Annotated in this window: 23 protein-coding genes; 13 read left to right on the top strand and 10 right to left on the bottom strand. The window is 67.3% G+C overall.

What is annotated here, in order from left to right:
• Positions 1–49: 49 nt before the first annotated feature.
• Both U3A55_RS14255 and U3A55_RS14250 read left to right on the top strand, forming a co-directional pair.
• The gene (locus U3A55_RS14255) at positions 50–205 is read left to right on the top strand and encodes a hypothetical protein (RefSeq protein ID WP_330992162.1); all 156 of its coding nucleotides are present in this window, start codon (positions 50–52) and stop codon (positions 203–205) included.
• A gap of 74 nt (positions 206–279) precedes the next feature.
• On the top strand, positions 280–426 hold the full coding sequence (locus U3A55_RS14250; protein ID WP_330992161.1) for a hypothetical protein: 147 nt from the start codon (positions 280–282) through the stop codon (positions 424–426).
• On the opposite strand, the gene U3A55_RS14245 is transcribed toward U3A55_RS14250, so the two are convergent.
• Positions 423–2,909: a DNA topoisomerase I gene (locus U3A55_RS14245; protein ID WP_330992160.1), complete on the bottom strand. Its 2,487-nt coding sequence runs from the start codon at positions 2,907–2,909 to the stop codon at positions 423–425. The two genes, U3A55_RS14250 and U3A55_RS14245, sit on opposite strands and share 4 nt — an antisense overlap.
• A 78-nt stretch (positions 2,910–2,987) precedes the next feature.
• On the opposite strand from U3A55_RS14245, the gene U3A55_RS14240 reads away from it, so the two are divergent.
• Genes U3A55_RS14240 through U3A55_RS14230 form a run of 3 tightly spaced genes read left to right on the top strand, consistent with a single transcriptional unit; the run spans position 2,988 to position 4,435 of the window.
• Positions 2,988–3,359 (top strand): hypothetical protein, encoded by a 372-nt coding sequence (locus U3A55_RS14240; protein WP_330992159.1) that lies wholly within the window; start codon positions 2,988–2,990, stop codon positions 3,357–3,359.
• 39 nt (positions 3,360–3,398) lie between these two features.
• Positions 3,399–3,767, top strand: a complete 369-nt coding sequence (locus tag U3A55_RS14235) for a hypothetical protein (protein WP_330992158.1) — start codon at positions 3,399–3,401, stop codon at positions 3,765–3,767.
• Between the two features lie 59 nt (positions 3,768–3,826).
• The gene (locus U3A55_RS14230; protein WP_330992157.1) at positions 3,827–4,435 is read left to right on the top strand and encodes a nitroreductase family protein; all 609 of its coding nucleotides are present in this window, start codon (positions 3,827–3,829) and stop codon (positions 4,433–4,435) included.
• On the opposite strand, the gene U3A55_RS14225 is transcribed toward U3A55_RS14230, so the two are convergent.
• From U3A55_RS14225 to gatB, 3 genes are all read right to left on the bottom strand, one after another.
• On the bottom strand, positions 4,432–5,445 hold the full coding sequence (locus tag U3A55_RS14225; protein ID WP_330992156.1) for a zinc-dependent alcohol dehydrogenase family protein: 1,014 nt from the start codon (positions 5,443–5,445) through the stop codon (positions 4,432–4,434). The two genes, U3A55_RS14230 and U3A55_RS14225, sit on opposite strands and share 4 nt — an antisense overlap.
• 61 nt (positions 5,446–5,506) lie before the next feature.
• A complete protein-coding gene (locus tag U3A55_RS14220; protein WP_330992155.1) occupies positions 5,507–5,911 on the bottom strand; it encodes a GNAT family N-acetyltransferase in 405 nt (134 codons plus the stop codon).
• A gap of 6 nt (positions 5,912–5,917) precedes the next feature.
• Positions 5,918–7,396, bottom strand: coding sequence for an Asp-tRNA(Asn)/Glu-tRNA(Gln) amidotransferase subunit GatB (gene gatB, locus U3A55_RS14215; protein WP_330992154.1), 1,479 nt, complete (start codon positions 7,394–7,396; stop codon positions 5,918–5,920).
• 110 nt (positions 7,397–7,506) lie between these two features.
• On the opposite strand from gatB, the gene U3A55_RS14210 reads away from it, so the two are divergent.
• From U3A55_RS14210 to U3A55_RS14200, 3 genes are read left to right on the top strand one after another with little or no spacing between them, the layout of a single operon-like run.
• Positions 7,507–7,785 carry a DUF7518 family protein gene (locus U3A55_RS14210; protein WP_330992153.1) on the top strand — a complete coding sequence of 93 codons (279 nt, stop codon included), beginning with the start codon at positions 7,507–7,509 and terminating at the stop codon, positions 7,783–7,785.
• 6 nt (positions 7,786–7,791) lie between these two features.
• On the top strand, positions 7,792–11,370 hold the full coding sequence (gene smc, locus U3A55_RS14205; RefSeq protein WP_330992152.1) for a chromosome segregation protein SMC: 3,579 nt from the start codon (positions 7,792–7,794) through the stop codon (positions 11,368–11,370).
• Complete coding sequence (locus U3A55_RS14200; RefSeq protein WP_330992151.1) at positions 11,370–12,239, top strand: ScpA family protein; 870 nt, start codon at positions 11,370–11,372, stop codon at positions 12,237–12,239. Before smc ends, U3A55_RS14200 begins: the two co-directional genes overlap by 1 nt.
• Here the strand turns inward: U3A55_RS14200 and U3A55_RS14195 are convergent.
• The 3 genes from U3A55_RS14195 to U3A55_RS14185 are packed head-to-tail and all read right to left on the bottom strand — an operon-like array spanning position 12,226 to position 14,771.
• Complete coding sequence (locus U3A55_RS14195; RefSeq protein ID WP_330992150.1) at positions 12,226–12,942, bottom strand: DUF7504 family protein; 717 nt, start codon at positions 12,940–12,942, stop codon at positions 12,226–12,228. The two genes, U3A55_RS14200 and U3A55_RS14195, sit on opposite strands and share 14 nt — an antisense overlap.
• A 57-nt stretch (positions 12,943–12,999) precedes the next feature.
• Positions 13,000–13,854: an S-methyl-5'-thioadenosine phosphorylase gene (gene mtnP, locus U3A55_RS14190; protein ID WP_330992149.1), complete on the bottom strand. Its 855-nt coding sequence runs from the start codon at positions 13,852–13,854 to the stop codon at positions 13,000–13,002.
• Positions 13,855–13,898: 44 nt separating this feature from the next.
• Complete coding sequence (locus U3A55_RS14185) at positions 13,899–14,771, bottom strand: hypothetical protein (RefSeq protein WP_330992148.1); 873 nt, start codon at positions 14,769–14,771, stop codon at positions 13,899–13,901.
• Between the two features lie 98 nt (positions 14,772–14,869).
• Here U3A55_RS14185 and U3A55_RS14180 point away from each other — a divergent pair, with 98 nt between their 5' ends.
• Positions 14,870–15,259, top strand: a complete 390-nt coding sequence (locus U3A55_RS14180) for a CopG family ribbon-helix-helix protein (RefSeq protein WP_330992147.1) — start codon at positions 14,870–14,872, stop codon at positions 15,257–15,259.
• Here the strand turns inward: U3A55_RS14180 and U3A55_RS14175 are convergent.
• Together U3A55_RS14175 and U3A55_RS14170 are read right to left on the bottom strand one after the other, a co-directional pair.
• A complete protein-coding gene (locus U3A55_RS14175) occupies positions 15,256–15,957 on the bottom strand; it encodes a phosphoribosyltransferase (RefSeq protein WP_330992146.1) in 702 nt (233 codons plus the stop codon). The genes U3A55_RS14180 and U3A55_RS14175 overlap by 4 nt on opposite strands.
• A gap of 68 nt (positions 15,958–16,025) precedes the next feature.
• A complete protein-coding gene (locus U3A55_RS14170) occupies positions 16,026–16,409 on the bottom strand; it encodes a DUF7522 family protein (protein ID WP_330992145.1) in 384 nt (127 codons plus the stop codon).
• Between the two features lie 205 nt (positions 16,410–16,614).
• Between U3A55_RS14170 and U3A55_RS14165 the strand changes: the two genes are divergently transcribed.
• Complete coding sequence (locus U3A55_RS14165; RefSeq protein ID WP_330992144.1) at positions 16,615–17,559, top strand: PhzF family phenazine biosynthesis protein; 945 nt, start codon at positions 16,615–16,617, stop codon at positions 17,557–17,559.
• On the opposite strand, the gene U3A55_RS14160 is transcribed toward U3A55_RS14165, so the two are convergent.
• Positions 17,556–17,963 (bottom strand): hypothetical protein, encoded by a 408-nt coding sequence (locus tag U3A55_RS14160; RefSeq protein ID WP_330992143.1) that lies wholly within the window; start codon positions 17,961–17,963, stop codon positions 17,556–17,558. The genes U3A55_RS14165 and U3A55_RS14160 overlap by 4 nt on opposite strands.
• Before the next feature lie 94 nt (positions 17,964–18,057).
• On the opposite strand from U3A55_RS14160, the gene ppsA reads away from it, so the two are divergent.
• Genes ppsA through U3A55_RS14145 form a run of 3 tightly spaced genes read left to right on the top strand, consistent with a single transcriptional unit; the run spans position 18,058 to position 21,984 of the window.
• Positions 18,058–20,310 carry a phosphoenolpyruvate synthase gene (gene ppsA / locus U3A55_RS14155; protein ID WP_330992142.1) on the top strand — a complete coding sequence of 751 codons (2,253 nt, stop codon included), beginning with the start codon at positions 18,058–18,060 and terminating at the stop codon, positions 20,308–20,310.
• A gap of 40 nt (positions 20,311–20,350) precedes the next feature.
• Positions 20,351–21,430: a tyrosine decarboxylase MfnA gene (mfnA, locus tag U3A55_RS14150; protein WP_330992141.1), complete on the top strand. Its 1,080-nt coding sequence runs from the start codon at positions 20,351–20,353 to the stop codon at positions 21,428–21,430.
• On the top strand, positions 21,424–21,984 hold the full coding sequence (locus U3A55_RS14145; protein WP_330992140.1) for a hypothetical protein: 561 nt from the start codon (positions 21,424–21,426) through the stop codon (positions 21,982–21,984). Before mfnA ends, U3A55_RS14145 begins: the two co-directional genes overlap by 7 nt.
• Positions 21,985–22,003: the final 19 nt, after the last annotated feature.

The raw sequence follows: 22,003 nt of genomic DNA, 5'->3' as shown, positions 1-22,003 counted from the left end.
GGTGTTCTGCCAAAGAGTTAAGTCGATTCGTGGTGTGTGTTAGCATGCAATGGGAGTGACGCAACGCCTCGTCGACCGTGTCGCCGCAGCCAGTTCACAGAACAGCTTCGAGTGCCCCGTCTGCGGCGCACGCTATCAGCGCGAGCCGTTGAACTGCGCCGCGTGCGGGAACACGCAGTTCGACGGGTACGACGGGCGTACGTAGCCCACAATAGTAATCCGTGCTAGTGGGCAACAAGACTCTTTGTTCGGGGCGTCGTTCCCCTACTCGACGCACAGATGGCCCTCCGTGACACACTCGAACGACTGACGGGACGCACGACCGAGCACGACCAGCCCTACGAGTGCGGGGTGTGCGGCCTGACGTTCAAACGTCGGCGCGTCAACTGCCCCGCGTGCGGGAGCACGGACGTGAAGAAGCGCTAGTCCGCCTTCGCCTGCCACTCGCGCACGCGGTCGGCGGACACGCCGTCCACCTCGTCCGCGAGCGTCTCGGGTTCCACGTCCGCGAGGTCGCCGACGGACGACACGCCCGCCGCTTCCAGTTTCTCCGCGGTCTTCGCGCCGACGCCGTCGAGGGCTTCCAGCCCGCGGTTCTGCTGGCGCTCCTGGTACTCCGCGAAGTTACAGATGGGACAGCCGAGGTCCCACGGCTCGTCGCCCTCGTCGTGCACGACGAGCTTCGGGAGACCGTGCTCGTCGCACGACTCGTCCGTGATGTCGATGTCGCCGCGCCGGGGGAGCGGGAGCGAGTACTCACAGTCCGGATACCGCGAACACCCAACGAGTCGGTTCCCGTTCCGCAGCGTCTTGATGCGGAGTTCGCCGTCGTGTTCCTCGCCGCAGTCGGGACACGGCCCGAGAACGGGTTCGTCGGCGTCGTCCGCTTCCTCGGCGCGACAGAGCGGGCAGCCGTGAACGAACGTGTTCCGGCCGGCGAGCATCTTCACCTCGTGCAGGCCGTGGTCGTCGCACTCCGAATCGAGGACGATCGGGTCGCCCGTGTCCGGGAGCGGGAGGGTGAACTCGCACTCCGGGTAGCCGTCACAGCCGACGAAGAACGAGCCCTGGCGGCTCTTCCGAATCAGGAGCGTCTCCCCGCAGTCGGGGCACGCGCCGAGCGTCTTGTCCGCCTTGAGGGACTCCTGGAGGTGGTCGCCGACCTCCTCCCGGGACTCGCCGAGCGAGTCGAAGATGCGGTCGAGGAGGTCGCGGGACTCCTGCGTGACCTCGTCGTACGTCTTCTCGCCGGACGCGATGGCGGCCATATCGGCTTCGAGTTCGGCCGTCATCTCCTCGGAGACGAGCATGTCCGCGTACTCCTCCGCGGCCTCCACGACCGCCATCGCCAACCGCGTGGGCTTCGGCGGGTCGTCCTCGATGTATCCGCGGTCGTAGAGCTTCTCGATGGTGTTGTGGCGTGTGCTTTTCGTCCCGACACCCAGAGACTCCATCGTCTCAATGAGCCGGGACTGCCCGTACCGACGGGGCGGCTGAGTCTGCTTCGCCTCGATGCGGGTGTCCGTCACGTCGAGGGTGTCGCCTTCCTCGACGGCCGGGACGTAGTTCTCGTCCGTGCCGAAGTAGGGATAGACGGCGTGGTATCCCTCCTCCAGGAGACGGCGGCCGTTCGCCTTCAGGCGCAACCCCTCGCAATCGGCGACGACGCGCAGGTGCTCCCAGCGCGCCGGGTCGGCGACCGTCGCGAAGAACCGGCGGACGACGAGTTCGTACACCTCCCACTCGTCCTCGGAGAGGTCGCCGCGGGCGGGCATATCCTCAGTGGGGTGGATGGGCGGGTGGTCGGTCGTCTCCTCGTCGCCCTCCGTCGGCGTGAGGTCGTCGGCGTCAAGGAGCGTCTCGGCGTCATCCCCGAAGTGGGGATTCGTGGAGAGCGAATCCAGCAACTCCGCGGGGTCGAGGTCGTCCGGATAGACCGTGTTATCAGTACGGGGATACGTGATGTAGCCCGCGGTGTAGAGGTCCTCCGCGATACTCATCGCGCGCCCCGCCGCGTACCCGAGACTGCTCGCCGCACGGATGTACTGTGTCGTGTTGAACGGCGCAGGCGGGTCGTCCGTCCGCGTCCGCCGATTCACCGACTCGACGACCGCGCTCGCCGCGTCCCGCAGCACGTCGAACGCGTCCTCCGCGTCGCTCTCGTTCCAGACGCGCTCCGCCTCGTTCTCGTCCTCGTCGAGGTAGAAGTACTGCGCCTCGAACTCCGCGTCGTCCTTCGCGAGGTCGGCGAACAGCTCCCAGTAGTCGTCCGGTTCGAACGCCTCTATCTCGCGCTCCTTGTCCACGATGAGCTTCAAGGTGGGCGTCTGCACCCGTCCGACGGAGATGAAGTCGCCGCCGGTCTGCCGGGCGGAAAGCGAGAGGAATCGCGTGAGCGCTGCGCCCCAGATGAGGTCGATGGTCTGACGGGCCTCGCCGGCGGCGGCGAGGTCGAAGTCGAGGTCGTCGGGGTCCGCGAACGCCGTCTTCACCTCGTTCTCGGTGATGGAGGAAAAACGCACACGATTGATGGGCGCGTCCTCGTTCACCTCGCGCACGAGTTCGTAGGCTTCCTTCCCGATGAGTTCGCCCTCGCGGTCGTAGTCCGTCGCGATGACCACGTCGTCCGCGCGCTCGGCGAGCCGCTGGAGGACGTTCACGATGTCCTCCTTCGTCGCGGTCTTCGTCACGTCCGCGTGCACGAGTTCCGCGGGCTCGACGTCCCGCCAGTCCGAGTACTCCGCGGGGAAGTCCACGCCCACGACGTGCCCCGAGAGGCCGACGCAGCGCTTCCCACCCCACTGGTAGACGTTCACGCCGGCGTCGCGCTCCATCGCCGCGCCGCCGTCGCTCAAGATGTCGGCGATGCGGCGAGCCGCGTTGTTCTTCTCGGTGATGATGAGTTCCACTACTGTCCCCGGCTAGGCCGGAATCCCGCCTAAAGGTTTCGTCGCAAAACCTAACCCGGAGAGCGACGATTCACGCGTATGCACGTGTCTTCTCGATGGTTCTCGCTCCTCGGCGGATTCATCCTCGCGGGCGGCGTTCTCGGCCTGCTCTCGGAGACCGGACTGGCGCGCGTCCAGTACGCGTTCCTCGCGGCCGGCGGCGTCCTCTTCATCGTCGGCGGCACCGAGAACCGCATCCGCGAACAGGTCCCGTGGTACCAACTCATCGGACTCGGCGACATCGCGGTCGGCCTCGGACTGGTCACGAGCGCGTTCGGCGACCCCTCGGGAACGGTGACGCTCACTCTCCAAACGACGCTGCTCGCCGCTGCCGGCCTCGCGCTCGCCGTCATCGGCGCGGACTACTTCCTCGGCGGCGCGTACCTCGAAGTCCCCGAGGAAGCGCCATAGGCCGGAACCGTTATCGCCGACTCCCGACTAGTTCCGCGTATGCAGTGGCCCGCTCGGTGGTACGCCGTCGTCGGCGGCCTACTCGCCGTCGCCGGCGTCGGCCTGCTCGTCGCGTTCACGCCGTCCGGTCTCGGCGTCCTCCAACCGCTCGCGCTCGCCGTTGCCGGCGTTCTCATGGTGCTCGTGGGCGTGCAAAACCCCGTCCGCGACGCCGTCGGCTGGCACCGACTCGTCGGCATAGCCGACATCGTACTCGCCGGGTCGCTCGTCCTCGGCTCCCTCCTGAGTGACCCCGTAAACGCGTGGTACGTCGGCGTCACGCTCGCCGGCGGCGGGTCGCTCGCGCTCATCGGACTGGATTACATCCGGGGCGGCCACTGGTTCAACGTCCCCGAAGAAACGCCCTGAGTCGGTTGCCGCCGCCGGAGGCGAAGCCCGTATAGTCAGCCGTCGGCTAGTACTCCATAATGCAGGAAGTGGAAGCCGAGCGGTCGCTCCGCGAGGACGTCGCGGCGAACCGCACGCCGACACAGGACGTGGACCCGCTGTTCGTGAACCGCTGGTCGGGGTACGCGATGACCGGCGACCCGGTACCCGAGGAGGACTACCTGCCGGTGTTCGAGGCGGCGCGCTGGGCGCCGTCGTCGCGGAACACGCAGCCGTGGCGGTTCGCGTACGCCGACCGCCGCGACGACAAGTGGGAGACGTTCGCCTCGCTCCCGAACGACTGGAATCAGACGTGGGCGAAGAACGCCGCCGTGCTCGTCGTCCTGTTCTCCGAGACGACTGACGAGAAAGGACGCGGCCTCTCCTCGCATTCGTTCGACGCGGGCGCGGCGTGGGAGAACCTCGCGCTCGAAGCCACCCGGCGCGGCCTCGCCGTCCACCCAATGGGCGGCTTCAACCACGACGCCGCAGCGGAGAAACTGAACGCGCCCGACGACTACGACGCCGAGGTGATGATAGCCATCGGCGAACCCGCGCCGACCGAGACGCTCCCCGAGGACCTCCGGGACGGGGACGAACCGAACGGCCGGAAGCCGCTCGACGAAATCGTCACCCGCGGCGGGTTCTAGAGCGAGACGACGACCTTCCCGTGGTGGTCGCCGGCCTCGACGTACCGGTAGGCCTCGCGGACCTCGTCGAAGTCGAAGACCGTGTCGACGACGGGTGAGAGTCCCGCGGCGTCGATGGCGCGCGCCATCCGGTCGAACATCTCCCTGCTGCCGACGCCCATCACGCCCTCGACGGTGAGCGCCTTCCCCATGACTGGGCCGGGGTGGACGCGGCCGTCCTGGCCGGCGAGCACGCCGATGAGGTGGACGTGTCCGTTCGTTCCCGCGGCGGCGAGCGACTGCTGGAGGGTTCCGGGACCGCCGACTTCGACGACGTGGTCGACGCCGCCCGTGCGCTCCATCACCTCGTCACCCCACTCGGGCGTCTCCTCGTAGTTGATGGTGTCGTCCGCGCCGAGTTCGCGGGCGCGGGCGAGTTTCTCGTCGCTGGACGACGTGACGACGACGCGCGCGCCGGTCGCGTCCGCGAACTGAAGCGCGAACGTCGAGACGCCGCCCGTCCCGAGCGCGAGCACCGTCTCGCCCGCGGTGAGGTCGCCGTCCTCGGCGAGCGCGCGCCACGCCGTCAGCCCCGCACACGAGAGCGTTGCGCCCTCCTCGTAGGAGAGGGATTCAGGGAGCCGCGGCACGCTATCCGCGGGGAAGACGGCGTACTCCGCGAGCGCGCCGTCGACGTTCCCCCCGGTCGACCGCCGGAACTTCGCGGGCGTCCCCTCGCCGCTCACCCAGTCGGGCGCGAACGGCGTCGCCACGCGGTCGCCTTCTGCGAGCCGCTCGACGTCGGACCCGACCTCGACCACGTCGCCCGCGCCGTCCGAAAGCGGCACGACGGGGAGCTGTGCGCCCGGATACGTGAGGTCGCTGTTCGCGATAGCGAGGTCCCGGTAGTTCAGCGACGCGGCACGAATCCGGATCAGGACTTCGTCCGCGTCCGGGGTCGGTCGGTCGCGTTCGGTGCGAACGACGCCCGAGTAGTCGAGCGTTTTCTCCTCGACGACGTAGGCCTGCATACGCGAACGGACGGCCGACGGGCGTTTCAGGGTGAAGGCCGGGGCGGAACTCGCTGACTCCTCAGGACCGATACATCCCCTTCGTCTCGGGCGCGGTGCGCTCGAACCCCCAGCGTTCGTAGAAGCCGTCCACGTCCGCGAGGAGGTTCACGTACGCCGTCTCGGACGCGTGCTCGTCCACGTACTCGACGACGGCGTCCATCAGTCGCGACCCGAGTCCTCGTCCCTGGTGGTCGGGGTGGACGGCCATGTCGCAGACGTGGAACACCGTCGCCCCGTCGCCGACGACGCGCGCCATTCCGACCGTCTCACCGCTGGGTTCGTGCACCATCGTAACGCCGTACAGGCTGTTCGGCAGGCCGTCGCGGGCGTCCGCGACGGTTCGCGGCGCCATCCCGGCGGCTTCGCGGAGTTCGCAGAAGCGCTCCGGCGTCGGCAGCTTCTCGCGCAGGACGTACTCGCTCATCGACCCCTAGAGGCGTTCGCGCAGCAGTTCGTTCACCTGACCGGGGTCGGCGCTCCCGCCCGTCTTCTGCATCACCTGCCCGACGAGGAAGTTGATGGCGCCCTCGTCGCCGTCCTCGAAGTCCTCGACGGCGTCTGGGTTCTCCTCGATGGCTTCCTCGACCGCGGCCTCGACCTCGCTTCCCGAGGTCTTCCCGAGGTCGTGCTCCGCCACCACCGCACCCGGCGATTTCTCTTCGTCGAGCATCTCGCGCAGGACGACCTCGCGCGCGTTCTTCTCCGTTATCTCGTCCTCCGCGACGAGTTCGACGAGGCGCGTGAACTCGTCGAATCGCCCCTCGATTTCGGTTATCTCCATGTCGCGGTAGTTGAGTTCGCCGAGGAGGTTGTCCGCGACCCAGGTCGCGGCGAGCGCGGGGTCGTACTCGGTCGCCACGTCCTCGAAGAAGTCCGCGACCTGCTTCGTGGACGTGAGTTTCGACGCCGCCTCCTCCGAGAGGCCGTACTCGTCGCGGAAGCGCTCGCGGCGCGCGTCCGGCAGTTCGGGGATGTCGAGTGTCTGCTTCCAGTCCGAGACCTCAAGGGGCGGGATGTCGGCCTCCCGGAAGTACCGGTAGTCCTTCTCCTCCTCCTTCGAGCGCATCGACACCGTCGACCCCGAGCCTTCGTTCCACGCCCGGGTCTCCTGTTCGACCGCGCGACCGCGCTTGAGGAGGTTTCGCTGGCGGGCGATTTCGTAGGACAGCGCGGACTCCGCGCCCCGGTGGCTGGAGATGTTCTTCACCTCGGTCCGGTTCGCGGCCGCCAGCGCCTCGTCGCTGGGTCGACCCGCGTCGTCGAACTCGGCCGACTTCATCATCGAGATGTTCGCGTCCACGCGGAGGCTGCCGTCGCGTCCCGAATCGTAGATACCGAGGTATTCCAGAACTTCTTCGAGTTTCGCGAGGAACGCCCGCGCCTCGCCGGGTTCCCGGAAGTCGGGCTTCGTGACGATTTCCATCAGGGGCGTGCCGGCGCGGTTGTAGTCGACCTTCGTGTAGTCCGCGGTCTCGATGCTGCCGCCGACGTGCTGGAGGCTGCCCGGGTCTTCTTCGAGGTGGGCGCGTTCGAGTTCGATGGTGCGCCGACTGCCCTCGTGGTTGATTTCGAGTTCGCCACCGTCGCAGATGGGGGCGTCGTACTGCGTTATCTGGAAGCCCTTCGGGAGGTCGGGGTAGAAGTAGTTCTTCCGGTGGAATCGAGTGCGTTCGGGGATGTCCGAGTGGAGGGCTTTCCCGAGTCGGACAGCGGACTCGACGGCCGCCTCGTTGAGGACGGGGAGCGCGCCCGGGAGGCCGAGGCAGACGGGACACGTGTGGGTGTTCGGCTCCGCGTCCGCGGTGTCCGTCGAACACGAACAGAAGATCTTGGTGTCCGTTTCGAGTTGGACGTGGACTTCCAGCCCGATGACGGACTGGAGGTCCGTTTCGGCGGCCTGCGTACTCATTACGCCATGATTCTGGGTCGCGCGGCTTAGAACTGACGAACGCCAAAGTGACTTCGTATTGATACGTGTCTGACGCCGGTTTTATACAGTCACATGAGGTTCATTGGGGTATGAGTGACGAACGCGTCGACGAACTCGAAGGCCGCGTGAAGGAACTGGAAGCGACCGTCAGGGGGTTGACGGAGGAGCTCGTGGACACGACGGAGCGCGTGCGGGAACTCGAAGAGGAGCTCGGGCTGAACGAACCCGCCGAGCGCGCCCGCGACGAACGCCGGGACGCGGAAGCCGAGCAAGCCGCCGCGGCGGCCGAAACGACCGAAGCCGAGGCTGACGCCGAGGACGACCAGGACGAGGAGTCCGGCTTGGGCGACGACATCATCGTCGCGTAGGCCACGATGTACATCGACGAAATCGTCCTCGAGAACTTCAAGAGCTTCGGGCGCACCACCAGGATTCCGTTCTACGAGGACTTCACCACCATCAGCGGCCCGAACGGCAGCGGGAAGTCGAACATCATCGACGCCGTGCTGTTCGCGCTCGGTCTCGCCCGGACGCGCGGGATGCGCGCGGAGAAACTCACGGACCTCATCTACAACCCGAGCCACGACGGCGACGAGGACGCGGGCGGGCCGCGGGAGGCGAGCGTCGAGGTCGTGCTGAACAACGAGGAGCGCACGCTCTCGCGCTCGCAGGTCGTGAACGCCGCCGGGAGCGACGACGTGGGCGACGTAGACACCGTTTCTATCCGGCGGCGCGTGAAGCGCACCGAGGACAACTACTACTCGTACTACTACCTGAACGGCCGGTCGGTGAACCTCTCCGACATCCAGGACTTGCTCGCGCAGGCGGGCGTCACCCCGGAGGGGTACAACGTCGTGATGCAGGGCGACGTGACGGGCATCATCAACATGACCGCGGGCGAGCGCCGCGAAATCATCGACGAAATCGCGGGCGTCGCGGAGTTCGACGCGAAGAAGGCCGACGCGTACGAGGAACTCGATGTCGTCGAGGAGCGAATCGACGAGGCCGACCTCCGCATCGAGGAGAAGGAGAACCGTCTCGAACAGCTCTCCGAGGAGCGCGAGACGGCGCTCGAATACCAGGAACTGCGCGAGGAGAAATCGGAGTACGAGGGGTACGTGCAGGCCGCCGAGTTGGCGGAGAAGCGCGAGTCGCTCGCGGACGCGGAGGACGAGGTCGAAACGTGGACGGAGCGCCTCGACACCCTCCGGGACGAACTCGACAGCCGCCGCGGCCGGGTCGCCCGACTCGAGGACGAACTGGACGAGCTGAACGCCGAAATCGAGCGGAAGGGCGAGGACGAACAGCTCGAACTCAAACGCGAGATAGAGGAGGTGAAGGGCGAAATCAACCGCCTCGAAGACCAGATTGAAGCGGCCGAAGAGCGCGTCGAGGAAGCCGAAGCGGAGCGCCGGCAGGCGTTCGTCGAAATCGACCGGAAGCAGGAGCAGATAGACGACCTCGAGGACGAGATTCGAGACATCAAGGTCGAGAAGGCGTCGCTGAAGACGGACGTGCAGGCGAAGCAGGAGGAACTCGCGACCGTCGAGGAGGAAATCGCGTCGGTCGACACCGAGTTCGACGAACTCAAGGCCGAACTCGAGTCGAAGAAGGAGGAGTTGGAGGAGCGGAAGTCGGCGCGCAACGACCTCCAGCGCGAGAAGGACCGATTGCTGGACGAGGCGCGGCGGCGGTCGAACGAGGTCTCCGAGGTGGAGACGGAGTTGGACGAGGCGCGCGAGTCGCTGCCGGAGTTCGACGCGAAGCTCGACGACCTCCAGTCCGAGCTGGAGAAGGCGAAGAAGAACGCCGCGCAGATAGAGGACGTGGTCGCGGACCTCAAACAGGAGAAGTCCGAGTTGCAGGACGACCTCGCGGATGTCGAGGACGACCTCTCCGCCGCACAGGAGGAGTACGCGCGCCTCGAAGCGCAGGCGGACGAGTCCGGCGACTCCTCGTACGGCCGCGCGGTGTCCACCATCCTGAACGCGGACCGGGAGGGCGTGCACGGGACGGTCGCCCAGCTGGGCGGCGTGTCCGGCGAGTACGCGACCGCCGCGGAGACCGCCGCTGGCGGCCGGCTCGCGAACGTCGTGGTGGACGACGACAGCGTCGGCCAGCAGTGCATCGAGTTCCTGAAGTCGCGGAACGCGGGTCGCGCGACCTTCCTCCCCATCACGAAGATGCAGAACCGCTCGCTCCCGCGGAAGCCGAGCGACCCGGGCGTGGTGGACTTCGCGTACAACCTCGTAGAGTTCGACCAGCAGTACGCGCCGATTTTCTCGTACGTACTCGGGAGTACACTCGTCGTGGAGGACATGGAGACCGCCCGGGAGTTCATGGGCGACTACCGGATGGTCACGCTGGACGGCGACCTCGTGGAGAAATCGGGCGCGATGACCGGCGGCAGTCGCTCCGGCAGCCGGTACTCATTCTCCAAGACGGGGAAGGGCCAGCTGGAGCGCGTCGCGACCCGCATCAACAAACTGGAGGACGAACGGCGGAGCATCCGAGAGGACGTGCGGGACGTGGAGGACCGCCTGGACTCGGCGCGCGACCGGCAGTCCGACGCGAAAGACCAGGTGCGCTCCATCGAGTCCGACATCGAGCGCGTCGAATCGGAGCGCGCGGAGACCGAGGAGCGCATCGACGACCTCGAAGACCGCATCGCGGAAATCGAGAGCGAGCGCGAGGAGGTCGACGAGCGGATGCAGGAACTCGAAACCGAGTTGGACGAGACGAACGAGGAAATCGCGGCCGTCGAGGCCGACATCGACGAACTCGAAGCCGAACTCGCGGACTCCCGCATCCCCGAACTCACCGCCGAGAAGGAGGACATCGAGTCCGACATCGACGAGTTAGAGGACGAAATCGACGACCTCGACGGCGAACTGAACAGCCTCCAGCTGGAGAAGCAGTACGCGGAGGAAGCCATCGAGGACCGCCACGACGACATCGAGGCCGCGCAGAACAAGAAGGCCGAGCAGGAAGAACGCATCCGCGAGCTGGAGGAAAAAATCGAGGACCAGCGGGACTTGCTCGCGGAGAAGGAAGCCGCGGTCGAGGACCTGGAGGACGAACTCGCGGACCTCAAGTCGGAGCGGGCGGAACTACAGTCCGAGCTGAAGGACGCGCAGTCCGACCGCGACGAGTACCAGTCGAAGGTCGACAACGCGGAGAGCGAACTGGAGCGCGCGGAGAGCGCGGTCGCGCGGTTGGAAGCCGAAATCGAGGAACTCGAAGCCGCGGTCAGCGAGTTCGACCCCGAGGACGTGCCCGACCTGGACGAGGTCGAGGCGCGCATCAGCGAACTGGAATCCGAGATGGAGGTGTTGGAGCCAGTGAACATGCTCGCCATCGAGGAGTACGACGAGGTCGAAGCCGCCCTCGACGACCTCCAGGAGAAGCGCGAGACGCTCGTCGCGGAGGCCGACGGCATCCGCGAACGCATCGAGTCCTACGAGTCCCAGAAGCGCGAGACCTTCATGGACGCGTTCGAGGAGATCAACGACCAGTTCCAGCGCATCTTCAGCCGGCTCTCCGACGGTTCGGGCGAACTCGTGCTGGAAGACGACGAGGACCCGTTCGAGGGAGGACTGACGATGAAAGCCCAGCCCGGCGACAAGCCCGTCCAGCGATTGGACGCGATGAGCGGCGGGGAGAAGTCGCTGACCGCGCTCGCGTTCATCTTCGCGATTCAGCGGTACAACCCCGCGCCGTTCTACGCGCTGGACGAGGTGGACGCGTTCCTCGACGCCGTGAACGCCGACCGGGTCGGGGAGATGGTGGACGAACTCGCGGGCGACGCGCAGTTCATCGTCGTCAGCCACCGCTCCGCGATGCTCGAACGCTCCGAGCGCGCCATCGGCGTGACGATGCAGGAGAACAACGTCTCCGCGGTCACGGGTATCGACCTCACCGGCCAGCACGCGGAAGCGAGCGGTGACGACTGATGAGTGAGAACCCCGAGGACGCGCTCGCCATCGCCGGCCACGAGGACCGGGAGCCGCCCGCAGGCGCGAGCGACCTCCTCGACGCCGGCGGCGACACCACCGACGAGAGCGCGGACGAGGAGGAAGTGGAGCCGGTCGAACTCCTCGTGCAGTTGGCGAAGGAGGGCGAGATAGAGCCGTGGGACATCGACATCGTGGACGTGACGGACGCGTTCCTCGACCGGCTGGACGAGGCGGACCTCCGTACGTCCGGCCGAGCGCTGTTCTACGCGAGCGTCCTCCTCCGCATGAAGTCGGATGTCCTCCTGGAGCCGGACGAACCCGAGGAGCCGGACGAACCGGAACCCGCGCCGTGGGACGCACCGGAGGCCGAGGGCGGCGCGCCCGGGTTCGACCCCGTGGACGCCCTCGAAGCCGAGATGGACCGCCGGCTCGACCGGAAGGACGCCCGCGGGACGCCCGAAACATTGGACGAGCTCGTGCGCTCGCTGCGGGAGGCCGAGCGCGGGTCGTGGTGGAAGGAGTCCCGGACGTACGACACGGACGCGTCCCCGCAGGGGTTCCAGCGGGGCACGCAGACGCTCGACTACCACACGGGCGACGATATGCGGCTGGACGACGAACCCACGCAAGCGGAGGCGCTCGGCACCGCCCACGACGAGGACATCGAGGCAACTATCGAGGACGTGGACGGCGCGCTCGCGGAGCGGTTCGACCGCGGACGGAGCGAAGTGCTCTACGAGGAAATCGCAGACGCGGGCGGCACGCGGGTGGAGACGTTCCTCGCGCTTCTCTTCCTCGCACACCGCGGGAGCGTCTACCTGGAACAGGACGAACTGTTCGACGACCTCTGGGTCAGTCGAGCGTGAGCCACGCGGACTCCAGGCCGGAGTCGTGGAGCCGCCACTTCTGTCGGATGCCGCCGCCCGGTTGGGATTCGGCGTCGATGGTCGCGTCGAACAGCGGTTCGTAGACCGCGAGATGGCGCTCCGGGATGCCCGCGGCGACGTGCGCGTGCAGGATGCCGTCGCTGTTGCGGGCGCGCGCCGTGAGGAGTTGGAGGAATCGGAACAGTTCTTCTTCGGTGGCGTCGCCGCCGCCGACCGCGTCGAGGAGCGCGTCGAGCGTGTGCAGGCAGACGCGGAGTTCTCCCGGACCCGGTTCGCGGGGGAACAGGCGGTCGATGTGGTCGTCGACGGCGGCGAGCACGTCGGGGAACGCGGTGCGGTCGTCGACCGTGGTCCGCCACGCGTCCGCGGTCTCGGGTTCGGGGAGCGACGTGGTGGACCCGCTCGTGGCGACGGCGGAGCGCGTGTACTCGCCGGCGGACGCGTCGACGACACCGAACTGGTCGGGCGAGAGGTCGCGGCCGTCGCGGACGGTGAGCGCGCGGTCGGCGTCGCTCGTCGAAACGAGGACGTGTCGGCGGTCGAGCGACGGGTCGCCGAGTAGGCGGTCACAGACGCCGTTCGTCCCGCGCGTGTCGCCGCGGACGAGGACCGCACACCCCTCCCGCTTGAGGTCGGCGAGGCGGGCCGCGAACGATTCGGCGCGGGTCGCGTCTGATTCCATGACTACCCTAGTGGACGGGTTCCCCCTATTTAGTTTTTCTGAGAGAGAGGGTGAAGTTTATAGGTAGTCGCCGACGAAGAGGTCGACGCGCTCGCGGGTTTCCGCGGGGATGGCGTCCGTCGGCGTGTTCACCGTTCCCTCCAGGCTGTGCCCGCAGTCGCACTCGCGCGAGTCGGGCAGCGTCTCGATGGCGTGCTCGATGGTTCGCTTGATGGCAGTCTCGTTCGCCGCGGCGTTCTCCAGGACTTCCTCGAGCGTGACCTCGCTGTCCTCCTTCCACACGTCGTAGTCGGTGACGCCGGCGACGGTGGCGTAACACATCTCGGCCTCGCGCGCGAGCTTCGCCTCCGGAATAGCAGTCATTCCGACGAGGTCCCAGCCCTGCGCGCGGTAGAACTCGGATTCGGCCTTCGTGGAGTACTGCGGGCCCTCGATGCAGACGTACGTCCCGCCCTTCTCCGCGTCGGCGCCCGTCGCCGCCGCGGCGGCGTCGTGGAGGTGGTCGACCATGTGCGGACAGTACGGCTCCGCGAACGGCTGATGGACGACGATGCCGTCCCCGAAGAACGAGCAGTCGCGGTGTTTCGTGCGGTCGAAAATCTGGTCGGGAACGACGAGCGTCTGCGGCGGCAAGTCCTCGCGGAGGCTGCCGACCGCGTTCGACGCGAGCACGCGCTCGACGCCGAGTTGCTTCAGCGCGTAGATGTTCGCGCGGTAGGGGAGGTTCGTCGGTTCGCGCTGGTGGTCGGGGCCGTGCCGCGGCAGGAACGCGACCTCCGTCCCCGTCTCTCCGAACTCGCCGACGGTGACGGGCGCGCTCGGGTCGCCGTACGGCGTCGAAACCTCGTGTTCCGTGACGTTCGAGAGGGGGAGCGCCTCGTAGATACCGCTCCCGCCGATGAAGCCTATCATGCTGGGTTCTCGCGCCGGCCGGAACTTAAGCCGCTCGCCATCGCTTAGAGGACGCCAAGCACGAACCCAACCCCCATCGCGACGAGCACCACCGCCGAGAACACGGGCAGGTAGGGCGCGTACGCCTCGACGCGCTCCTCGTAGCGCTCGTAGCCCGCGACGAGCAGCATCGTCAGCGCCACGATACCGACGATAACCGTGAGCGCGTACGCCGTCATCAGTTCGAGACAGTACGTCGACCCCGCGCACAGCGCGATTATCTCGAACTCCTCCTCGTGCGCGAACCCGAGCAGGAACGCGAACCACGCGATACCCCACAGGCCGCGGTCCGCGCCCTCGCCGAATTCGTGGTCGTGCGAGTGCCCGCCAGCGACGAACACGCTCCGAACCCGCGACCAAACTCGCGACACCAGCGACGCCGCCCCGCCGTCCTCGTGCGAATGGTCGCCGTGCGAATGGTCGTGGGAGTGCTCGTGCGCGCCGTGCGAGTGCTCGTGACCAGCATGGTCGTGAGTTTGGCCGTCGTCGCGTGAGTGTGCGTGGTGGTCGTGCCCGCCGTCGTGGTCGTGACTGTGTCCGTAACCGGCGTACTCGCGGACGCCGAGGAGAACGAGGAGGATGCCGGCGACGACGCTGACGGGACCTCCGATGGAGAACCCGAGGACGGTGAGCGGTTCGTTTACCTGGGTGAGGGAGAAGTAGGATTTGGCGTAGAAGAAGACGGCGACCATGGCGATGCTGGAAACGAGGTGGCCGACGCCGAGGAGGACGCTGGCGGCGAAGCCGTGCAGCCACTTGTTCGAGCGGTCGAGCGCGTAGGACGCGGCGACGGGCCAGCCGTGTCCGGGTTCGAGGCCGTGAACCGCGCCGAGCGCGACCGCGCCGACGAGCAGGCCGAGCGCGTCACCGTGGAGCATACGCGAGTCGAGCGAACTCGCGGCCCTAAGGGTTGTTAATACCCGACGCGGGGTGTCGTCATACGGAAGTTCTTGTGGCGGGCGGCCCGACTCCGGGTATGCGGACGAGTTTCAACATCCCGGACGAGGTCGTCGCGGAGTTCGATCGCGTCTGGCAGGACGAGGGGCTGGCGAACCGCTCGCGGGCGGTCCGGGAGGCGATGCAGGAGTACGTGGAGGCGCACGAGCGACTGGAGGCGATGACGGGCGAGGTGGTGGCGCTCGTCGGGTTCGATTACCGCCACCACGAGGTCATCGAGGAACTGCACGGAGTCCAGCACGAGTACCAGGACGTGATACTGAACACGAGCCACACCCATCAGGGCGAGTGGTGTCTCGAATCCCTGTTCTGTCGGGGTGACGTGGCGCGCGTCCGCGAACTCACCTATCGGCTCCGGGACTTCGACGGCGTGCGCCGCGTGAAACACATGCTGATTCGCGCCGACTAGGCGTCCGCGCGCCGCATCCACTCGTCGTCGCTCGTCTTCACGAGTGCGTCCCGGCGCACCATCTCCTCCAGGACTTCGTCTAGCCGGTCGGGCTGGGCGATCTCCATTTCGATGCGTTCGATGTCGTGGTACTCGGAGAGGTAGTGGCGGATGTCGGCGCGGGAGAACGTCGCGGTGTCGGCGCGCTCCATCACGCCCTCGATGATGTCTATCATGTCCTCGATGAAGTTCCAGGGGTAGACGATCCACGCCCAGTCTTCGAGGCGTTCGCCGACGAAGTCGGGGTCGTACTCGCTCGTCCCGAGGAGCTGGAGGGTCGCGGTACGGACTTCGTTGGCGTTGCGTTCGTCGACGTACTCGTGGGCGCGCTCGATGGAGCCGCCGGTGTCCGCGATGTCGTCGATGATGAGGACGTCCTTGTCCTCGACGGAGCCTTCCGGCATCGGGTAGCGGACCTCGGGCTCCCCGCTCTTCTGCGCGGCGCCGACGTAGTGTTCCATCTTCAGGCTCGTGAGGTCGTTCAGCCCGAGGAAGTCACAGAGACAGCGGCCCGCGAACCAGCCGCCTCGCGCGAGCGCGACGACCACGTCCGGTTCGAACTCGTCGCGCTTGACCTGGTCGCTGACGTCCCGGCAGAGACCGTAGATGTACTCCCAGTTCGTGATAGTGCACTTGAAATCGTCCGGGAGGTCGCTCATTACTCCGGCATCTCGGAGTCCTCGCCACTTAACGGTTTACAGGCTCGATCAGAGCCGGTCAGCCGGGGTCAACTGCGTTCCTGTTCGATATGGGCGGCGGCAGTGCTCATGAAGCCGACGAGGCGGGGCGTCACGTCGGTGTCGAGGCTGACGCCGTAGCCGGCGTTCTCGTCGACGGGGAGTTGGACGAGGACCGCGTTCGAGAAGACGCGGACGGTGCCCTCGAAGTCCCCGAACAGGGCGAGGTCGTTCGCGGCGTGTTCGCGGTGGGCGAGTTCGACGAGGTCGGGGAGGTCGTTGCGAACGTGAGAGCGCCACGCGTCGTCCTCCTTGAGGTCACCGCGGAGGTAGTGAACCTCGAACTCGTTCCCGCGGTAGGAGAGGACGCCGCGGAGTGCGTCGTCGATGTCCTCTCGAAGCCACCGGACGAATCGTTCGTCGCTCGGACGCATATAAAAATACTATAGATAGAGAGTTTTAATCTATTGGGGTGTCAGTGCGTTCATTTCGACGGGATTTGTAGGCCAGTATGAGGCGGCCAACGGAACGAGAAGAGAGGGGCTCTCTCGCAGGTCACGGAGCGACGTCCGCGGTGGGAGACCTCGCGGGCTGACTCGGAGGGAAAGACGGAACACGCGAGCGACTGAACGTGAAGGTATGAGTGAGAGCGTGCGGGCGTTTCTGGTGGACGCGTTCGCGGACGAGCCCTGCGCGGGGAACCCCGCGGGCGTCGTGCCGGACGCGGACGGCCTGAGCGACGACCAGATGCGGGCCGTCGCGTCCGAGCTGGGCGCGAGCGAGACAGCGTTCCTTCGGGAGAGCGACACCGCGGATCGCCGTGTCAGGTACTTCTCGCCGACGACCGAGGTCGACCTCTGCGGGCACGCGACAGTCGCGAGCCACGCTCGGCTCTTCGAGAGCGGGCGAATCGGGGCGGGGACGCACACCCTGGAGACGAACGTCGGCACGCTCGACATCGAACTCGAGGAATCGGGGACGGTGTGGATGACGCAGAACCCGCCGGAGGTCCGGCAGGTGGGCCTCGACTCCGCGCGCGTTGCGGGCGCGCTGGGCGTGTCGTCGTCGTCGCTCGTGGGCGACCTGCCGTTCGCGGTCGCCTCCACGGGCCTGCCGTTCCTCGTCGTCGGCGTGGAGTTCCTCTCGGATTTGGGGGACGCCGCACCGAACTTCGACGCGGTCGCGGACCTCTGCGAGGAGGTCGACGCGGAGGGCGTGTACGCGTTCACGTTTGACACGCTGAGCGGCGACGCGGACGTGCACGGCCGCGCGTTCTGCCCGCTCCTGGGTATCGACGAGGACCCCGTGACGGGCACGGCGAGCGGCGCGACCGCGGCCTACCTCGACCACATCGGCGCGTTCCGCGGCGGCGGCGAGAGCCCCAACGCGACCGACGTGTCGATAGAGAACGAGGGATTCCCGGACGAACTCGTCCTCGAACAGGGGCACTTCCTCGACCGGCCCGGCACCGTTCGCGCGACCGTTGACGGCACCACGGTCCGCGTCGGCGGCGCCGCGACCACCGCGATGGACGGAACACTCGCGCTCCCCAAGCGCGGGGACGACGAGATACTCGAAGCCTAAAATTCGTCGTCGTCGCGCTTGAGGTCGCGCATCTCCCGGTTCACTGACTGGATGTCGTGCTGCATGTCGGTGAGGCGGTCGTCGAGCACGGCGACGATGTCGCTCTTCACGTGCTCGGTGTCGAACGTCTCGCCGACCTCCTCCTCCGTCGCGGCGGTGAGCGTCTTGAACAGCGCCCACGCCTTCCCGAAGCGGTAGAGGAGGAGTCCGAGGACGGCAACGAGCAGGCCAGGCGCGCCGGCGGTGAGCGACGACGCGTAGGAGTCCGTGGACTCGTAGACCGCGTACCCTTCAGTGAATCCGTAGTAGCCGCCGGCCGCGACGAGCGCGAACCCGACGACGGCGAACAGCGACGTGAGCGCGAAGTACTTCCCGGCCCAGGCGAGGGCCCGTTTTGCGTCCATGAGCGGCCGGAGACGACCGAGCGGCTAAAGTCCTGCGTCCCGCGCGATGCGTGGTCCGGAACCTTCTTTATCGTATTCTCGGACTAGCCACTCAATGGCTGTACGCTGGCTGGCGGACGTACGGGCCGACGACATCGAGAGTGTCGGCGGCAAGGGCGCGTCGCTCGGCGAACTCACGGACGCCGGGCTACCGGTGCCACCGGGGTTCGTGGTGACAGCGGACACGTACCGCGCGTTCATCGAGGAGACCGGCATCGAGGATGAACTGTTCGAAGCGGTGGACGTGGACCCGGAGGACTCGACGGCGCTCGCGGAGGCCGAGTCCCGCGCGAAGGAGCTCGTGCTCGACACTGAACTCCCCGAGGACATCCGCGAGGAGGTGCTCGCGGCGTACGACGACCTTGACGACGGGGAGGCGTTCGTCGCGGTGCGGTCGTCCGCGACCGCGGAGGACCTGCCGGACGCGAGTTTCGCGGGCCAGCAGGAGACGTTCCTGAACATCACCCGCGAGGACCTCGTAGATAGGGTGAAGCGGTGCTGGGCGTCGCTGTTCACGCAGCGCGCCATCTACTACCGGCAGGAACAGGGGTTCGAGCACTCGAAGGTGAACATCGCGGTCGTCGTGCAGCGGATGGTGGACGCGGAGAAGTCGGGCGTGATGTTCACGAGCCACCCGTCGACGGGCGCGGAGAAGGTCATCATCGAGGCCGCGTGGGGACTCGGTGAAGCGGTTGTCTCGGGGTCGGTGAGTCCGGACAACTACGTCGTCGACCGCGCGAGCGGGGAGGTCGCGGACGTGACCGTCGCGGACAAGAAGGTGATGCACGAGAAGGACCCGGAGACGGGCGAGACCGTCGAGCGCGCGGTCCCCGAGGAGAAGCGCACCGAGCGCGTGCTGTCCGACGACGAGATTCAGGAGCTCGTGACGCTCGGCGAGCGCGTCGAGGACCACTACGACAGCCCGCAGGACGTGGAGTGGGCGATGGCAGAGGGGGAGACGTACATGCTGCAGTCCCGCCCAATCACGACCATCGACGAGGACGCCGCGGAGGCGTCCGAGTCCGAACCGGGGGACGGGGAGAGCCTCGTCTCCGGGTTGGGCGCAAGTCCCGGCATCGCGTCGGGCGCGGTGCGGGTCGTCGGGAAGCTCGACCAGCTCGATAAGGTCGGGGACGGCGACGTCATCGTGACCGAGATGACGACGCCGGACATGGTGCCCGCGATGAAGCGCGCGGCCGGCATCGTGACGGACGAGGGCGGGATGACGAGTCACGCCGCCATCGTCAGCCGCGAACTCGGCTGTCCGGCCGTCGTCGGCACCGGGAACGGCACCGAGGTCCTGTCGGACGACCAGATAGTGACCATCGACGGCGACAAGGGCAGCGTCCGCGAGGGCCGACTGGCGAAGGAGGAGGAGACGGAACCCATCGAGGAGGCGCGGCCGAAGACGCCGGTGAAACCGATGACGGCGACGGAGGTGAAGGTGAACGTCTCCATCCCCGAAGCCGCGGAGCGCGCGGCCGCGACGGGCGCGGACGGCGTCGGTCTGCTCCGGATGGAGCACATGATTCTCTCCACGAACAAGACGCCGGACAAGTACATCGCGGACCACGGCGTCCGCGCGTACGTGGACGAAATCGTGGAGGGCGTCCGGGGCGTCGCAGAGGAGTTCTACCCGCGGCCCGTCAGGGTGCGGACGCTCGACGCGCCGACGGACGAGTTCAGGCAGCTGGAGGGCGGACAGGACGAACCGCACGAACACAATCCCATGCTGGGGTATCGGGGGATTCGGCGGAGTCTGGACGAGCCGGACGTGTTCGAGCACGAGCTGGAGGCGTTCAAGCGGCTGTACGAGCAGGGGTACGACAACGTCGAAATCATGTTCCCGCTCGTGAACGACGCGAGCGACGTGTACGGCGCGAAGCGCCTGATGGAGAAGGTCGGCATCGACACGGAGAAGCGTCGCTGGGGAGTGATGGTGGAGACGCCCGCGTCCGCGCTCACCATCGACGAGACGGCCGAGACGGGTATCGACTTCGCGTCCTTCGGAACGAACGACCTCACGCAGTACACGCTCGCCGTGGACCGGAACAACGAGAACGTCGCGGACCGGTTCGACGAACTCCACCCCGCGGTCCTGAAGCTCATCGGACAGACCATCGAGACCTGCAGGGAGCACGACATCGAGACGAGCATCTGCGGGCAGGCCGGGTCGAAGCCCGAGATGGTGAACTTCCTCGTCGAGGAAGGGGTGTCGAGCATCTCCGCGAACATCGACGCAGTCCGGGACGTCCAGCACGAGGTGAAGCGCACGGAGCAGCGCCTCATCCTCGATTCGGTGCGCTGAGAACGACACGGCTAAACCACGCCCCCTACTTTCACTCCACATGGACGCCGCGCCGCAGGACTTCACTCGCGTCCTCTCCTCGATGTGCACGGTCCCGCATCCGGACGCGCGCGACGCGGCAACGACGTTTCTCGCGGACAACCCCGGCGACCCCGCGACCTACCCCGCCGTCTCCGCCCTCGAATCCGAAGTGGTGGAGATGCTGGGCGAAATCACGAACCTCGACGAGCCGAACGGCTACGTCGCGTCCGGCGGGACGGAGGCGAACATGCAGGCCGTTCGCGCCGCCCGCGACCTCGCAGACACCGACAGCCCGAACGTGGTCGCGCCGGAGAGCGCGCACTTCAGCTTCCCGAAGGCGGCGGACGTGCTCAACGTCGAACTCCGCCTCGTACCCGTGGACGACGACCGGCGCGCAAACCTCGACGCCGTGCAGGCCGCCGTCGACGACGACACCGCGATGGTCGTCGGCGTCGCGGGAACGACGGAGTTCGGGCGCGTCGACCCGATTCCGGCGCTCGGCGAGGTGGCGGCGGACGCAGAGGCGCTGTTCCACGTGGACGCCGCCTGGGGCGGGTTCTGCCTCCCCTTTACGGAGTACGACTGGGACTTCGCGGACGCGCCCGTGGACACGATGACCATCGACCCCCACAAGATGGGGCGCGCGCCGATTCCGGCGGGCGGGTTCCTCGCGCGCGACGAGCGGGTGCTCGACGCGCTCGCGGTTGACACGCCGTACCTCGAAACGACCGGGCAGGCGACGCTAACCGGGACGCGGAGCGGCGCTGGCGTCGCGGGCGCGCACGCCGCCATCGACGCGCTCTGGCCGCAGGGCTACCGAGAGAACTACGAGCGCGGGATGGAGAACGCGCGGTGGTTCACAAGCGAACTCCGAGCGCGGAACGTCGACGCGGTCGACCCGACGCTCCCACTCGTGGCGTTCGACCTCCCCCCACGCGAGTTCGAGGCGCTACGCGAGCGCGACTGGCGCATCTCCCGAACCGCATCGGGAGAGACGCGCGTCGTCTGCATGCCCCACGTCACCCGGGAGATGCTCACTAACTTCCTCGCGGACCTCGACAACGTTCGCGCCGAACCGGTGAGTGCGCGGGAATGCTAGCGTTCCTCGGACTCGACTTCGGGTGGTTCCAGCACGCCGTCGAAGCCGCGACCGGCTGGGGCGGCATCTTCCTCATCGTCGTCTACTCCTTCCTCATCGCGTTCATCCTCCCGCTCCCGAGCGAAGTCGTTCTCATCCCCGCGTGCACGGGCGCCGCAGTGTGCACGGGCACGCTCGACCTCGGATTCCCACAGCCGGCCGAACTCGCCATCGTCATCGTCGCGTCCGGCATCGGGAAATCCGCGGGGAGCGTCATCGCGCTGAAAGTCGGGCACGGCGCCAGCCACTCCGGCCCGGTCGTCAACACCCTCCGCCGGATGGGGTACGACCCGGTCGAATGGTCGAAGCGCCGCGTCGTCACGCTCGTCAAGAAGTGGGGGTACGCGGGGCTCGCGGTCGGCCTCACCGTCCCCGGGTTCCCGGACACGCTCTCCATCTACGCGTTCAGCGTCATCGAGAAGAACGAACTCAAGTTCGCGGTCGCGACGTTCGCCGGGAGCGTCGGCCGCCTCGTCGTCACCGTCGTCTTCCTCATGGGCATCGCTGCCATCTGAGGCTCAACGCTTATCCTCC

It is taken from the genome of Salarchaeum sp. III (assembly GCF_036418315.1).
GTDB lineage: Archaea > Halobacteriota > Halobacteria > Halobacteriales > Halobacteriaceae > Salarchaeum.
This window is presented reverse-complemented; position numbering and strand designations above follow the sequence as displayed.